The organism is Streptomyces sp. NPDC004134, from assembly GCF_042874195.1.
Taxonomy (GTDB): Bacteria; Actinomycetota; Actinomycetes; order Streptomycetales; family Streptomycetaceae; genus Streptomyces.
In genome coordinates, this window is record NZ_JBIAMS010000016.1 from 147281 (window position 1) to 161975 (window position 14695).

Annotated in this window: 10 protein-coding genes; 6 read left to right on the plus strand and 4 right to left on the minus strand. The window is 76.1% G+C overall.

Going from position 1 to position 14695, the window contains the following annotated elements:
- Nucleotides 1-111: 111 nt before the first annotated feature.
- The 6 genes from infB to ACFYVJ_RS21095 all read left to right on the plus strand — a co-directional run bounded on the left by infB (nt 112) and on the right by ACFYVJ_RS21095 (nt 10351).
- Nucleotides 112-3138: a translation initiation factor IF-2 gene (gene infB, locus ACFYVJ_RS21070; protein ID WP_388893535.1), complete on the plus strand. Its 3027-nt coding sequence runs from the start codon at nt 112-114 to the stop codon at nt 3136-3138.
- A 99-nt stretch (nt 3139-3237) separates the two neighbouring features.
- Nucleotides 3238-3534 carry a DUF503 domain-containing protein gene (locus ACFYVJ_RS21075; RefSeq protein ID WP_101421154.1) on the plus strand — a complete coding sequence of 99 codons (297 nt, stop codon included), beginning with the start codon at nt 3238-3240 and terminating at the stop codon, nt 3532-3534.
- A gap of 24 nt (nt 3535-3558) precedes the next feature.
- The gene (gene rbfA, locus ACFYVJ_RS21080; RefSeq protein WP_388893537.1) at nt 3559-4074 is read left to right on the plus strand and encodes a 30S ribosome-binding factor RbfA; all 516 of its coding nucleotides are present in this window, start codon (nt 3559-3561) and stop codon (nt 4072-4074) included.
- A complete protein-coding gene (gene truB, locus ACFYVJ_RS21085) occupies nt 4071-4973 on the plus strand; it encodes a tRNA pseudouridine(55) synthase TruB (protein ID WP_388893539.1) in 903 nt (300 codons plus the stop codon). Before rbfA ends, truB begins: the two co-directional genes overlap by 4 nt.
- Before the next feature lie 195 nt (nt 4974-5168).
- Nucleotides 5169-9221 carry a serine protease gene (locus tag ACFYVJ_RS21090; protein ID WP_388893542.1) on the plus strand — a complete coding sequence of 1351 codons (4053 nt, stop codon included), beginning with the start codon at nt 5169-5171 and terminating at the stop codon, nt 9219-9221.
- A gap of 185 nt (nt 9222-9406) precedes the next feature.
- A complete protein-coding gene (locus ACFYVJ_RS21095; protein ID WP_388893544.1) occupies nt 9407-10351 on the plus strand; it encodes a bifunctional riboflavin kinase/FAD synthetase in 945 nt (314 codons plus the stop codon).
- 46 nt (nt 10352-10397) lie between these two features.
- On the opposite strand, the gene ACFYVJ_RS21100 is transcribed toward ACFYVJ_RS21095, so the two are convergent.
- The 4 genes from ACFYVJ_RS21100 to ACFYVJ_RS21115 all read right to left on the minus strand — a co-directional run bounded on the left by ACFYVJ_RS21100 (nt 10398) and on the right by ACFYVJ_RS21115 (nt 14609).
- Entirely contained in the window at nt 10398-11432 is a 1035-nt protein-coding gene (locus ACFYVJ_RS21100) for an ABC transporter ATP-binding protein (protein WP_388893595.1), read from the minus strand.
- Between the two features lie 143 nt (nt 11433-11575).
- Nucleotides 11576-12553, minus strand: a complete 978-nt coding sequence (locus tag ACFYVJ_RS21105; RefSeq protein WP_388893546.1) for an ABC transporter ATP-binding protein — start codon at nt 12551-12553, stop codon at nt 11576-11578.
- Nucleotides 12550-13557 (minus strand): ABC transporter permease, encoded by a 1008-nt coding sequence (locus ACFYVJ_RS21110; RefSeq protein WP_388893548.1) that lies wholly within the window; start codon nt 13555-13557, stop codon nt 12550-12552. The genes ACFYVJ_RS21105 and ACFYVJ_RS21110 overlap by 4 nt, the downstream gene beginning before the upstream one ends.
- A complete protein-coding gene (locus tag ACFYVJ_RS21115; RefSeq protein ID WP_388893550.1) occupies nt 13554-14609 on the minus strand; it encodes an ABC transporter permease in 1056 nt (351 codons plus the stop codon). The genes ACFYVJ_RS21110 and ACFYVJ_RS21115 overlap by 4 nt, the downstream gene beginning before the upstream one ends.
- Nucleotides 14610-14695 lie beyond the last annotated feature (86 nt).

The following is a 14695-nucleotide window of genomic DNA, read 5'->3' on the forward strand; positions in this document are numbered from 1 at the left end:
CGAGTCGGAAGTGGGTCGAGATTGCGATGAGCACTCGATGAGTACGCGATGAGTACGCCCATGCAGAAGTAGCGACGGTCCGGCGGACACCCCCGGACCAGAAGGAGCGAAGTGGCTAAGGTCCGGGTATACGAACTCGCCAAGGAGTTCGGCGTCGAGAGCAAGGTCGTCATGGCCAAGCTCCAAGAACTTGGCGAATTCGTCCGCTCGGCGTCCTCGACCATCGAGGCGCCGGTCGTACGCAAACTGACTGACGCATTCCAGTCCGGCAACGGCTCGGCTGCGGCCAAGCCCGCCGGCAAGCCCGCAGCGCCGAAGAAGGCCGCCGCCAAGCCCGGCGTCCCCGGCGCACCCGCGGCGAAGCCCGCCCCCGTCAAGCCCGAGCAGGCCGCGGAGCGCAAGCCCGCGCCGCGCCCCGGCGCCGACGCAGGCAGGCCCGCACCCGGTCCGGGCCCCCGCCCGGCTCCGGGCCCGACCCCCCCGGCGCAGAAGGCCCCGGCGCCCGAGGCGCCGGAGTTCACCGCACCGCCCGCCGCGGACCGCGGCGGCGCCCCCAAGCCCGGCGTCAAGCCGGGCCCGCGTCCGCCCGCCCCCGCGCGTGGCGGTGGCGGCGGTCAGGGCGGCGGCCGGCCCGACAGCGGCGGCGGCCGTCCCGGCGGCGGGCGCTCCGGTGCGCCAGGCCCGCGTCCCGGCGCCCGGCCCGCGGGCCCGCGCCCGGGTAACAACCCCTTCACGTCCAGCGGCTCCACCGGCATGGCCCGGCCGCAGGCCCCGCGCCCGCAGGCCCCCCGCCCCGGCGGCGGCCAGGGCGGTGCGCAGGGCGGCGGTCCGCGCCCGCAGGCGCCGGGCGGCTCCCGGCCCACCCCGGGCGGCATGCCCCGGCCGCAGGGCGGCCAGGGCGGCGGCGCCCGTCCCGGCGGCCCGCGCCCGAACCCCGGCATGATGCCCCAGCGTCCCGCCCCCAGCGGGCGCCCCGGCGCCCCGGCCGGCGGTCGTCCCGGCGGCGGTGGCCGTCCGGGCGGCGGCGGTCCCGGCGGTCGTCCGGGCGGCGGCGGTGGCGGCGGCGGTCGTCCCGGCGGTGGCGGCGGCTTCGGCGGTCGTCCCGGTGGCGGCGGCGGTGGCGGCGGCTTCGGCGGCCGTCCCGGCGGCGGTGGCGGCGGTGGCCGTCCCGGCTTCGGCGGTCGTCCCGGCGGTCCCGGTGGCCGCGGCGGCACGCAGGGCGCCTTCGGGCGTCCGGGCGGTCCGGCGCGCCGTGGTCGCAAGTCGAAGCGGCAGCGCCGCCAGGAGTACGAGCAGATGCAGGCGCCGTCCATCGGCGGCGTGATGCTCCCGCGCGGCAAGGGCGAGACGGTCCGTCTCTCCCGCGGCGCGTCGCTCACCGACTTCGCGGAGAAGATCAACGCCAACCCGGCGTCCCTGGTCCAGGTGATGTTCAACCTGGGCGAGATGGTCACCGCGACGCAGTCCGTGTCCGACGAGACGCTGCACCTCCTGGGCGAGGAGATGAACTACACCGTCCAGGTCGTCAGCCCGGAGGAGGAGGACCGCGAGCTCCTCGACTCCTTCGACATCGAGTTCGGCGAGGACGAGGGCGGCGAGGAAGCGCTCGTGGCGCGGCCCCCGGTGGTCACCGTCATGGGTCACGTCGACCACGGCAAGACGCGCCTGCTGGACGCGATCCGCAAGACCAACGTCCTGGAGGGCGAGGCCGGCGGCATCACCCAGCACATCGGTGCGTACCAGGTGGCGACCGACGTCAACGGCGACGAGCGCCGGATCACCTTCATCGACACCCCGGGTCACGAGGCGTTCACCGCCATGCGTGCCCGCGGTGCGAAGGCGACCGACATCGCGATCCTCGTGGTCGCGGCCAACGACGGCGTGATGCCGCAGACGGTCGAGGCGCTGAACCACGCCAAGGCGGCCGACGTGCCGATCGTCGTCGCGGTCAACAAGATCGACGTCGAGGGCGCGGACCCGTCGAAGGTGCGCGGCCAGCTCACCGAGTACGGGCTGGTGGCCGAGGAGTACGGCGGCGAGACGATGTTCGTCGACATCTCCGCCAAGCAGGGTCTGCACATCGAGAACCTGCTGGAGGCCGTCGTCCTCACCGCGGACGCCAGTCTGGACCTGCGCGCGAACCCGAAGCAGGACGCCGAGGGCATCGCGATCGAGGCCCACCTCGACCGCGGCCGCGGCGCCCTGGCGACCGTGCTGGTCCAGCGCGGCACGCTGCGGGTCGGCGACACGATGGTCGTCGGCGACGCCTACGGCCGCGTGCGCGCCATGCTCGACGACCTGGGCAACCCCCTGGACGAGGTCGGTCCCTCGACCCCCGCCCAGGTGCTCGGTCTGACCAGCGTCCCCGGCGCCGGGGACAACTTCCTGGTGGTCGAGGAGGACCGTACGGCCCGCCAGATCGCCGAGAAGCGCGCCGCGCGCGAGCGCAACGCCGCCTTCGCCAAGCGCACCCGCAGGGTGTCGCTCGAGGACCTGGACAAGGTGCTCAAGGCCGGCGAGGTGCAGCAGCTCAACCTCATCATCAAGGGCGACGCGGCGGGTTCCGTCGAGGCGCTCGAGTCCTCGCTCATGCAACTGGACGTCGGTGAAGAGGTCGACCTGCGCGTGCTGCACCGCGGCGTCGGTGCGGTCACCGAGACCGACATCGACCTGGCCACGGGCTCGGACGCGATCGTGATCGGCTTCAACGTCCGCGCCGAGGGCCGGGCGACGCAGATGGCCGAGCGCGAGGGCGTCGACGTCCGGTACTACTCGGTGATCTACCAGGTCATCGAGGAGATCGAGGCCGCGCTGAAGGGCATGCTCAAGCCGGAGTACGAGGAGGTGGAGCTCGGCACCGCCGAGATCCGCGAGGTCTTCCGCTCCTCCAAGCTGGGCAACATCGCCGGTGTGCTCATCCGCTCCGGCGAGGTCAAGCGCAACACCAAGGCCCGGGTCATCCGCGACGGCAAGGTGGTCGCGGAGAACCTCAACATCGAGGGTCTGCGCCGCTTCAAGGACGACGTCACCGAGATCCGCGAAGGCTTCGAGGGCGGTATCAACCTCGGAAACTACAACGACATCAAGGTCGACGACGTCATCGCGACGTACGAGATGCGCGAGAAGCCGCGCGCCTGATCGGCAGCACCGCCGGCCGGGGGCGGCCCTTCACGAAGGGCCGCCCCCGCGCCGCCTTCCATCCCGTATATCCCGTACCGGCGGGTGATCCGGACACACGTGTACGTAGGGACGCTTTCCTGCGACTTCCTCCTCGGCGACGTACGGTCGCTGAAAGAGAAGCGCTCCGTCGTCCGCCCGATCGTCGCGGAGCTGATCCGCAAGTACGCGGTGACCGCCGCGGAGGTCGGGCACCAGGATCTGCATCGCCGGACCGTGATCGGACTGGCGACCATCTCCGGGGACGCCGGGCACCTCACCGACATGCTGGACCGGTGCGAGCGGATGCTCGCCGCCCGGCCGGAGGTGGAGCTGCTGTCCGTACGGCGGCGGATCCACCACGAAGACGACGAGTAGACAAGTGGGCAAGGAGACGGACCAGTGGCCGACAACGCACGGGCGAAGCGCTTGGCTGACCTCATCCGTGAGGTCGTGGCCGAGAAGCTGCAGCGGGGGATCAAGGACCCGCGGCTCGGCTCCCGGGTGACCATCACCGACACGCGCGTCACCGGGGACCTCCGGGAGGCGACCGTCTTCTACACGGTGTACGGCGACGACGAGGAGCGGGAGCAGGCCGCGAAGGGGCTGGAGAGCGCCAAGGGCGTGCTGCGCTCGGCGGTCGGCGCGGCCGCCGGGGTGAAGTTCACGCCCACGCTCGCGTTCGTGCCGGACGCGCTGCCCGAGAACGCCAAGAACATCGACGACGTCCTGGAGCGCGCCCGGCTCCAGGACGAGCAGGTGCGCAGCGTCTCCGCGGGCGCGGAGTACGCGGCGGGGGCGGACCCGTACAAGCGGGACCGCGACGAGGACGACGGCGCGGACGACGAGGCGGACCCGGGCGAGCCGGGCCCCGGCGCGGCGCGCGGTGACGCGGACGGGGGCCCGGCGGGGGCATGAAGGGGAAGCCGACCGGCCCGGACGGCCTTGTCATCGTCGACAAGCCGGCCGGGCTGACCTCGCACGACGTCGTCGGCCGGCTGCGCCGGCTGGCCCGTACCCGGCGCGTGGGCCACGCCGGGACGCTGGACCCGATGGCGACGGGCGTGCTCGTCGTCGGCGTGGAGAAGGCGACCCGGCTGCTGGGCCACCTCGCGCTCACCGAGAAGGAGTACCGGGCCACGATCCGGCTCGGCCAGACGACGGTGACCGACGACGCCGAGGGCGACGTCACCGCCACCGCCGACGCCGGTGACCTGCCGCCCGGCGCGGTCGACGCCGGCATCGCCGGGCTGACCGGCGACATCATGCAGGTGCCCGCCGCCGTCAGCGCGATCAAGGTGGACGGCAAGCGGTCGTACAAGCGGGTGCTCGACGGCGAGGCCGTGGAGCTGCCGGCGCGGCCGGTGACCGTCAGCACCTTCGTGCTGCACGACGAGCGGACGGCGACGGCCGCGGACGGCACCCGGGTGACGGACCTGGACGTGACGGTCGAGTGCTCCTCGGGCACGTACATCCGCGCCCTGGCCCGCGACCTCGGCGCCGGTCTCGGCGTCGGCGGCCACCTGACCGCGCTGCGCCGCACCCGCGTCGGCCCGTACGGGCTGGACGGGGCGCGGACGCTGGAGCAGTTGGAGGAGCGGCTCGACGTGCTGCCGATCGGCGACGCCGCGGCGGCGGCCTTCCCGCGCTGGGACGTGGACGCCGAGCAGGCGCGGCTGCTGTCGCACGGGGTGCGGGTGGCGGTGCCGGAGGGGCTGGCTGAGGAGCCGCACGCGGTGTTCGGCCCCGACGGGCGGTTCCTGGCGCTGGTGGAGCCGGCCGGGGGGCGGGCGAAGGCGCTGGCGGTGTTCGCGTAGTCCGCGGGGCTGTGCGCGCGGTCCGCCGGGCCGCGGGGCGGTCGTGCGGGGGTACGTGACCGCAGCCCCCGCCCTCCGCGGTGGCGTGGATTCCGCCGAACGGGTGGCCCTGGGGGGCGCATCGCGCCATTCGTCGTTTCCCGTGATCAGGCGGTGGCAAGCCATGCCCTGGGGCTCACCCGGGGAGGCTGGCCGTTGCCGTATTCATCGCCGCCGCCGCGCGTGCCCGGCACCGTCGTCCGCATCCGCGACCTGGCCGGGCGCCCGCGGGGCACCGGATTCCTCGTGGACGCCGAGGGCACGGTGCTCACCAGCCACGAGGCCGTCGACGGACTCGCCCGCCTGGTGCTGCACGCGCCCGGCGACGCGCACACCTGGCTGGTCGAGTCCGCGGACGTCACCTCGCTGCCGGGCGCGGACCTGGCGGTCGTACGGGCCAGGGGGCTGGCCGGCGCCCGGGCCTTCGCGCTCGCCGCCGCGGTGCCCGACGACGGCACGGAGGTGGCCGTCGCGCTGCCCCTGGCGCGGGTGCCGGGGCGGGTGGTGGCCGCGGCGACGGCCACGTACACCGCGACCGACCGCTACCACCTCGTCGACGGGGTGCTGCAACTCGCCCTGGCCCCGCACGAGTCGCTGCGCGCGGGCGGCGAGGCGAGCGGCGCGCCGGTCGTGGACGCCGCGAGCGGGGCGGTGGTCGCGGTGGTCGGCACCGCGCTGCACGCGGACCGCGGCGGGGTGGCCCACGCGGTGCCGCTGCGCGGGGCGGCGGACGACGCGGCCGGGACGCTGGGCGCGGCCCTGGACCGCGGCGGCGCGCAGGTGGCGGCGTACGGGCGGGACCTGAACCTGGCCGGGGCGGTGGAGCTGGGGGCGGCGGGCGGTGGTGCGGCCGCGGGAGCGGGAGGCTTCCAGGGAGCCCGGGGAGTTGCGGCTGCGGACCGGGTCGCGCGGGCCGAGGCCGCCACGGCCGCTCGCGGTGTGGCGGGAGCCGGGGGAGCGGCGGTCGCGGGGAGGCGCGGTGCCTGTGCCGGCGCGGCGCGCCCGGAGGGCGGGGGCTCCCGCGCGCATGTGTGGTGGGGGCCGCCGGTGGAACGGCCGGACGTGGTGGCGGAGTTCGGGCGGTTCTCCGGCGGTGGCGCGCACGTGCTCGCGCTCGTCGGCGGGCCCGGCACCGGGCGGTCCACGGAACTCGCCGGGCTCGCGGCCCGCCGCGCCGCGGAGGGCGCGCCGTCGGTGCGCCTGCGCGGTGCGGATCTGAAGGTCGCGGACGCGGGTGTACGGGACGCCGTGGCCCGGGCGTTGCGCGACGCCGCGCGCGTGGTGGCCGCGGCGGCGGGTGCCGCCGGCTGCGCGGGCGACCCGGCGTCGGCCACCCCGGAGGCGGTCGCCGCGCAAGCGCACGTCGCGGGACGGCCGTTGCTGGTCCTGCTCGACGGGCCCGAGGAGATGCCGCCGGTGCTGGCGGCGTCGCTGGGGGAGTGGACGGCGCACACGGCGAAGTGGCTGGGGGAGCACGGCGTACGGCTGGTGCTGGCGTGCCGGCCGGAGTACTGGGAACGGGCGGGTGCGCTGTTCCCCGCGGGGATGCCGCACGCGGGGCGGTCGGGTCCTGACACGCTGCCGCCGTGCGTCCCGCTGGGGGACTTCACCCCGGCGGAGGCGGCCCGGGCCCGCACCCACTACGGCCTCCACGGGACGGAGGCCCGCCACCCGCTGACGCTGCGGCTGCTGGCGGAAGTCCGCGCGGCGCTGCCGCGGGCGGGCGGGGCGGCGGAGCCGGGCGGGGGAGGGGCGGAGCGGGGCGGGACGCAGGAGGAGCGCGGGGGCGCCACAGCCCCGGCGCAGGCCCCGGGCGCGAGTGCCGGGCTGGTGCCCGCGGCGCCGGTGCCGGGTGAGCCGGGCGGGGGAGCGGGTTCCCCCGGGTACGGGGCGGAGCGGCCGGGGACGGGTGCCGGGGTGGGGGCCACGGGCGCGGGACCGGTGGCGGGCGGGGCGGGTCCGGATCCGAGCGAGGGTTATTCCGGTCCCGGCCGGTCCGGGACGGCAGCGGCTTCGCCGCAGGCCGGGGCGGGAGCGGGTGCCGCGTCGGCGCCGGGAACGGCTGCCGCCGCGGAGCCCGGCGGTTCCGGTTCCGTACCGGGCGGCGCCGGGGTGCGGCGGTGGGAGGTTTTCGAGGCTTATCTTGCGCTCGTTTCGCTGCGCATCGCCTCTCGGCTCGTCCGCGGTGCCGGTCCCGGCGGGCCTCGGGGGGCCGCCGTCTCGCGGCTGGCCGTGTATGTGGCCGGGCAGGCGCATGAGGCGGCGCGGCGCTGTCTGGGGCCCGGACAGGGGGAGTTGGAGCGGGCGGCGTTCGAGGAGCTGTTTCCCTGGCGGGTGCCGGACCACCTCGCCGGGCTCACCGGGTGGGCCTCCGCGGTGCTCGACGAGGGGCTGCTGGAGCCGGCGGGTGCCGGGTACCGGTTCGTGCACGAGGAGTTCGCCGACTGGCTCCAGGGCGCCCACCTCGACGTCGACGCCGCCCTTGCCGTGCTCGTCCACCGCACCTCCGAGCGCTGGCGCCCCGGCGACCTGCCGTCCTCCGCGGACGGCGGCGCCGCGCGGCGCGCGCTGCCGGTGCCGCCGCACCGGATCGGGGCGTGCGTCGAGGCGCTGCTCCTGCTGGAGCGCCGGCACGGGGGTACGGAGCTGGGCCGCCGGCTGACGGACCTGCTGGCCGCCGCCGACGCCGCGGTCAGCCGCCGCACGTCGTTCCCTGAACCGGGCCCCGGTACGCCCCCGGGGGCCGACGGCGGCTGGTGGGCCGCCCATCTGCTCGGCGAGACCCTGCTGCGGGTGCCCGACGCCCGCCCGTACCGGCAGGTGCTCCGGCGCCTCACCGCCTGCCTCGCCGGGCACGCCGCCCGCTTCGGCGGCACCGCGCAACTCCCCGCCGTGCTCGCCCCCTTCGGCCCGTCGTTCTTCACCCGGCTGCCCCTCCCGCTCGCCGACCGCCTCGACCTGCTGCGCCGCCTCGTGCCCGCCGACACCCGCCGCCCGTCCGCGTACCTGACCGCCGCCGGGGAACTGCTGCACGGCGACCCGATCCCCGCGCAGCCGCTCCTCGTCGGCTGGTTCGACGACGAGCGCGCTCTGTCCGCCGAGGGCGCCACCGTCGCCGACGCCGCCCAGGCGCTCCTCCACACCCACCGCGCCCGCGCCGTGGACGACCTCACCGACGCCCTCGTCGCCACCGCCCACCCGCGCGCCGGCGAACTCCTCGCCGCGCTCGCCGAGGACGAGCCGTCCGCCCTCTGCCGCGCCGTGGACCGCTGGGCGCGTGACCCCCGCCCGGAGCGGCGGGCCGCCGCCGCGGCGTACGCGCCGCGGACCGCCCGGCACGCGCGCGGCGCCGCCGACCGCGCGCTGCTGCGCTACGCCGCGCAGGCCCTGCTCGACCGCGCCGGCGACGACGCCCTCCACGGCCCCGCCCTCGCCGTACTCCTCCGCGACCCCGAGAGCCGTCCCGCGCACCTCGACCGCGCCCTCGCGCTCCTCGCCGACGAGGACCCGCACCTCGCCCCCGCCGACTTCGCCCCCGCGCTCGCCACCCACCCCGGGCCCGTGCTCGACGCCTTCCGGGACCTCCTCCACCGGCCGGGCGACGGCGCCGCCGACGTGCTGCGCACCCTCGCCCGCGTCCGCGCCGACGCCCCGGCGCTGGCGCGCAGCGCCGCGGACCTCGTCCGCGAGTACGTCGAGCACCACCCCGAAGGCGCCGCGGCCGCCGCCGACTTCGTGGACCGGCGGCTGGAGCACGGGCAGAGCGACCGCGCCGTGCTCCTCCCGCTCGCCGTCGAGCTGCTGACCGCGCACTCGCCGGTGGTACGCCGCGCGCTCGCGCCCGTCGTCGCGGATCCCGGCACCCGCACCTCGGGCGCCCTGCGCCGCGAACTGCTCGCCGTGCTCCTGGACCGCGAGCGCGAGCCCGCCGTGCTCGACGCCCTCCTCGCCGCCGTCGGCCGCGCCACCGGGCGGCGCGGGGAGTGCGGCACCCGGGACCTCGTCCGGCGCATCGGGCTGCTGCTGTCCCGTACCCCGGAGGGTGCGGCGGTCTTCGACCGGCGGCTGGTGGCGCTCGCCGCCGAGTTGCCCGCGTTCGCGGCGCAACTGCGCGGCTGGCTGGCCGCGGACCGGGACGGCTGGGCGGTGCTGCTGGGGCCGAGCGCGCAGCTCGCCGTGGGCACGGCGCACCCGCGGCGCGCGTCCTGAGCCCGCGGGCGCGCGGCGGAAGACGGCGGAGTCGGTACGGACCGCCCGTACCGCCGCACGAAACCGGCCGTCCCGCAGGACCGACCGGCGCCCGGGTCCTGCACCGGGCCGCGAGCATGGCAGTCTTGTCTTCCACAATCCTGTACGGGGCAGGCACGACAACGGCGGACCGAGGAGCGGGCAGAGTGCAGCGCTGGCGTGGCTTGGAGGACATCCCCGAGGGGTGGGGGCGCAGCGTCGTCACCATCGGCTCGTTCGACGGCGTGCACCGCGGCCACCAGCTCATCATCGGCCGGACCGTGGAGCGGGCCGGGGAGCTGGGCGTGCAGTCCGTCGTGGTGACCTTCGACCCGCACCCCATGGAGGTCGTCCGGCCCGGCAGCCACCCCCCGCTGCTGGCCGCGCACCACCGGCGGGCGGAGCTGATGGCGGACCTCGGCGTGGACGCGCTGCTGATCCTGCCGTTCACCGCGGAGTTCTCGAAGCTGTCGCCCGCGGACTTCGTGGTGAAGGTGCTGGTCGACAAGCTGCACGCGCGCGTGGTGGTGGAGGGGCCGAACTTCCGCTTCGGCCACAAGGCCGCCGGCGACGTCGCGTTCCTCACCTCCCTCGGCGAGACGTACGACTACGCGGTGGACGTCGTCGACCTCCAGGTCAGCGGCGCCGCGGGCGGGGGCGAGCCGTTCTCCTCCACGCTCGCCCGGCGGCTGATCGCCGAGGGCGACGTCACCGGGGCGGCCGAGGTGCTGGGCCGGCCGCACCGCGTCGAGGGCGTCGTCGTACGGGGCGCGCAGCGCGGCCGCGAGCTGGGCTTCCCGACCGCCAACCTGGAGACCCTGCCGCACACCGCGATCCCCGCCGACGGGGTGTACGCGGGCTGGCTGGAGGCCGCGGGCGAGCGGCTGCCCGCGGCGATCTCCGTCGGCACCAACCCGCAGTTCGACGGCACCGAGCGGACGGTGGAGGCGTACGCGCTCGACCGCGACGACCTCGACCTGTACGGGCTGCACGTGGCCGTCGACTTCCTCGCCTTCGTCCGCGGCCAGGAGCGCTTCGAGACGGTCGAGGATCTGAAGGACCAGATGCGCCGCGACGTCGACGCCTGCCGCGAGCTGACCGCGGAACGCTGACGGGGCGCCGGTCCGGGCCCGCCCCGGTCCGGCGCCGCCCGCGGCGCTACGCCGGCGGGGCCGCCGCCGTCGTCCCGGCCAGGTGGCACGCCACCCCCGGCCGGGCCCCGTCCAGCACCGGCAGGTCCGTGCCGCGGCAGGCGTCCACGACGCCCGCCGACGCCGCCTCGCCGGAGGCGAGCTGCTGGCAGCGCGCGTGGAACCGGCAGCCGCCCGGGATCCGCGCCGGGTCCGGCGGCTCGCCCGTGAGCACCACCGGCGCCGTCCCCGACTCCGGCAGCACGGACAGCAGGGCCTTCGTGTACGGGTGCCGCGGCGCCGTCAGCACCTCCTCCACCGGGCCCGCCTCCACGATCCGGCCCAGGTACATCACCGCCACCCGGTCCGCGATGTTCCACGCCAGCCCCAGGTCGTGCGTGACGACCAGCGCGGACAGCCCCAGTTGGTCGCGGAGCCGCAGCAGCAGCGCCAGGATCTCGCCGCGCACCGACGCGTCGAGCGAGGCCACCGGCTCGTCGGCGACGATCAGCTCCGGGTCGAGCACCAGGGCCCCGGCGATGACGACGCGCTGCCGCTGCCCGCCGGACAGCTCGTGCGGGTAGCGCAGGAAGAACCGCTCCGGCGGGCGCAGCCCGGCGCGGGCGAGCGCGGAGGCCACGACGGCGCGTTCGTCTCCGCGGTGGCCGTGGATGCGCAGGCCCTCGGCGACGGCGTCGTAGACGGTGTGCCGCGGGTTGAGCGAGCCGCTGGGGTCCTGGAGCACGAGCTGCACCCGCCGCCGGTACGCCTTCAGCGCCCGGCTGCCGTACGCCAGCGGGGAGCCGCGGAACGCGACCGTGCCCGCGGTGGGGCGGACCAGCCCCAGGAGCGCGCGGGCCAGGGTGGTCTTGCCGCAGCCCGACTCGCCGACGAGGGCGACGATCTCGCCGGGGCCGATGGCGAGGTTCACGCCGTCGACGGCCCGCGCGGCGGGCGCGCCGTGCCGCCCGGGGAAGACGACCCGCAGCCCGTCGGCGGCGAGCAGCGGCCCGGCGGCGGGGGCGTCGTCGTCGCGTACGGCCGCGGGCCCGGGCTTGCGCAACCCGGGTCCTCCGCCCCCGGCCGCGGTCCCGTTGGCCGCCTCCCGCCCGGCGACGGCGGGCTCGTCCGCGGGCGGCTCGGCCCGTACGTCCCCCTCCGCGCCTGCCGCCACCGCGTCCTCGGCCTTCTCCGCCGACTCCCCGCTCACCGTGCCTCCTTGACGCTGTCCACGTGTACGCACGCCGCCCGCCGCTCCGGGCCCGCCTCCCGCAGCCGCGGGTCCGCCGTCGCGCAGGTCTCCAGCGCCACCGGGCAGCGCGGGTGGAACGCGCAGCCCGGCGGCAGCCGGGCCGGGTCCGGCGGATCGCCGGGCAGGCCCTGCGGGGCGCGGCGGTCGGCGGCGCGGCCGACGGTCGGGAACGCGGCCGCCAGCGCGCCGCTGTACGGATGCTCCGCCGCCGTGAACACCGTCTGCGCCGGGCCCTCCTCCACGATCCGGCCCGCGTACATGACCGCCAGCCGGTCGCAGGTGTCGGAGAGCACCGCCAGGTCGTGGCTGATCATCAGCAGGCTGATGCCCTGGTCGGCGACCAGCCGCTCGATGAGCCGCAGGATCTGCGCCTGGATCATCACGTCCAGCGCCGTCGTCGGCTCGTCGGCGACGATCAGCCGCGGGTCGCACGACAGCGCCATCGCGATCATCACCCGCTGCCGCTGGCCGCCGGACAGCTCGTGCGGGTACGCGCCGCCGCGGGCGGCCGGCAGGCCGACCTGTTCCAGCAGCCCCTCCGCCCGCCGCCGGGCCGCGCTCTGGGAGGTCTCCAGCCGGTGCAGCAGGATCGGCTCGGCGATCTGGTCGCGGATGCGGTGGACGGCGTTGAGCGAGTGCATCGCGCCCTGGAAGACGATCGACGCGCCCGCCCAGCGCACCGCGCGCAGCCGCCCCCACGACATGGTGAGCACGTCCTCGCCGTCGAGCAGGATCTCCCCGCTCAGCCGCGCCGAGGCCGGCAGCAGCCGCAGCAGCGCCAGCGCCAGGGTCGACTTGCCGCAGCCCGACTCGCCCGCCAGGCCCAGCTTCTGCCCGGCGGCCAGGCTGAGGTCCACGCCGCGGACCGCGGGCACGGCGGCGGCGCCCGTACCGTACGTCACGTGCAGGTCGCGCACGTCGAGGAGCGTCACTTCGCCACCCCCAGCTTCGGATTGAGCACGGACTCAAGCGCGCGCCCCGACAGCGTGAAGCAGAGCGCGACCACCGCGATGGCGATGCCCGGCGGCACCAGGAACGACCAGTGCCCGGAGCTGATCGCGCCCGCCTCGCGGGCGTCCTGGAGCATGCCGCCCCAGGAGATGACCTGCGGGTCGCCGAGGCCGAGGAACGCGAGCGTCGCCTCGGTGAGGATGGCCTCGGAGATGACGAGCGTGGTCTGGGCGAGGACCAGCGGCATCACGTTCGGCAGCACGTGCCGGAGCATGATGTGCGTGTGCCCGCCGCCGAGCGCCCGGGCGCGTTCGACGTACGGGCGGGCCTCGATGGCCAGCGTCTGCGCCCGCACCAGCCGCGCGGTCTTGGGCCAGGCGGCCACGCCGATGGCGATGATGACGGTGGTGACCGACCGGGACATCACCGTGGCCAGCACGATCGCCAGCACCAGCGTCGGCATGACGAGGAAGAAGTCGGTGACGCGCATGATCACGCCGGAGAGCCAGCCGCCGTAGTGGCCCGCGACCATGCCGACGAGGGTGCCGATGCCGACGGTCAGCGCGGCGGCCAGCAGTCCGACGGTGAGCGAGATGCGCGCCCCGTAGACGAGGAGGTCGAGCACCGAGCGGCCGAACTGGTCGGTGCCCAGCGGGAACTCGGTGCTGGGATCCTCCAGCGCGGTGCCCGGCGCGTCGGTCACGCTGTCGGCGTCGGAGCCGACGAGCAGCGGTGCGGCCAGCGCCACGAACGCGATGACGACGAGCGCCACGAGGCCGACGAGCCCCGCGCGCTGCTTCCGGTACGCGCGCCAGAAGCGGGCCGCGGAGCGGCGCCGGCGCGCCCGGGCCAGCGCCCGCGGGTCGGTGGCGGGAGGTCCCGCGGCCGGGGGTTCCGGGGCCGGGGACGCGGAGGCAGGGGGTTTCGTGGCGGGCGGGACCCCGGGCTCGAAGCCCGGCTCCTCGCCCAGTGCTTCCGTACTCATCGGCCCACCCGGGGATCGAACAGCGGATAGATCAGGTCGGCGACCACGCTCGCCAGGATCATCGAGCCCGCGTAGACGATGAACAGGCCCTGGATCAGCGGCAGGTCGGGGATGCTGAGCGCCTGGTAGAAGAGCCCGCCCAGGCCCGGCCAGGAGAAGACCGTCTCCACCAGGATCGAGCCGGCCGCGATGAAGCCGAGGTTGACGAAGACGAGCGTGATCGTCGGCAGCATCGCGTTCGGCACGGCGTGCCGGCGGCGTACGAGGTCGTCGCGCAGCCCCTTGGCGCGGGCGGCCGTCAGATAGTCGCTGCCCATCTCGTCGAGCAGCGAGGAGCGCATGACCAGCAGCGTCTGCGCGTAGCACGCGGCCACCAGGGTGAGCACCGGCAGGAACATGTGGTGGATCACGTCCACGACGTACGCGAGGCCGTGTTCGTCCCCCGACTCCATGCCGCCGGTGGGGAAGAGCCCGGGGACGGGGCCGATGCCGACGGAGAAGACGATGATGAGCAGCATCCCCAGCCAGAAGTGCGGCACCGACCACAGGGTGAGAGCGATGCTCGTGTTGACCTTGTCGCCGAGGCCGCCGTGCCGCCAGGCCGCGCGCGTGCCCAGCCAGAGCCCGAGGGCGCTGTAGAGCACCACGGCCGTGCCGGTGAGCAGCAGGGTGGCCGGCACGCGCTCCCAGATGAGGTCGAGGACCGGCTTGTTGAACTGGTACGAGTCGCCGAGGTTGCCGGTCAGCGCGTCGCCGACGTAGTGCGTGAACTGCTCCCACATCGGCAGGTCGAGACCGTACTGCCGGCGCAGCGCGGCGAGTTGCTCGGCGTCGACCTTGCGGCCGTGCGTCATCGTCTTGACCGGGTCGCCGGGGATGATCCGGAAGAGGAAGAAGCTGGTGACGAGGATGGCGAAGAGGGAGACCGCGGCGCCGGCGAGCTTGCCCGCCACGTAGCTGAGGTAGGCGCGGCGGGAACTGCCCGCGGAGCCGCGGGCGTCGGGCGCCGTTTTCACGGCGGCGGGGGTGACGGATGCGTCTGCCGTAGACATGGCCCTCGCTTTGCTGGGGTGCCGTCCGGGGTGCGTGGCGCGCGTGCGGCGCGCGCGGGTGGGGTGCGAGTGGGGGCGGTGGGCTC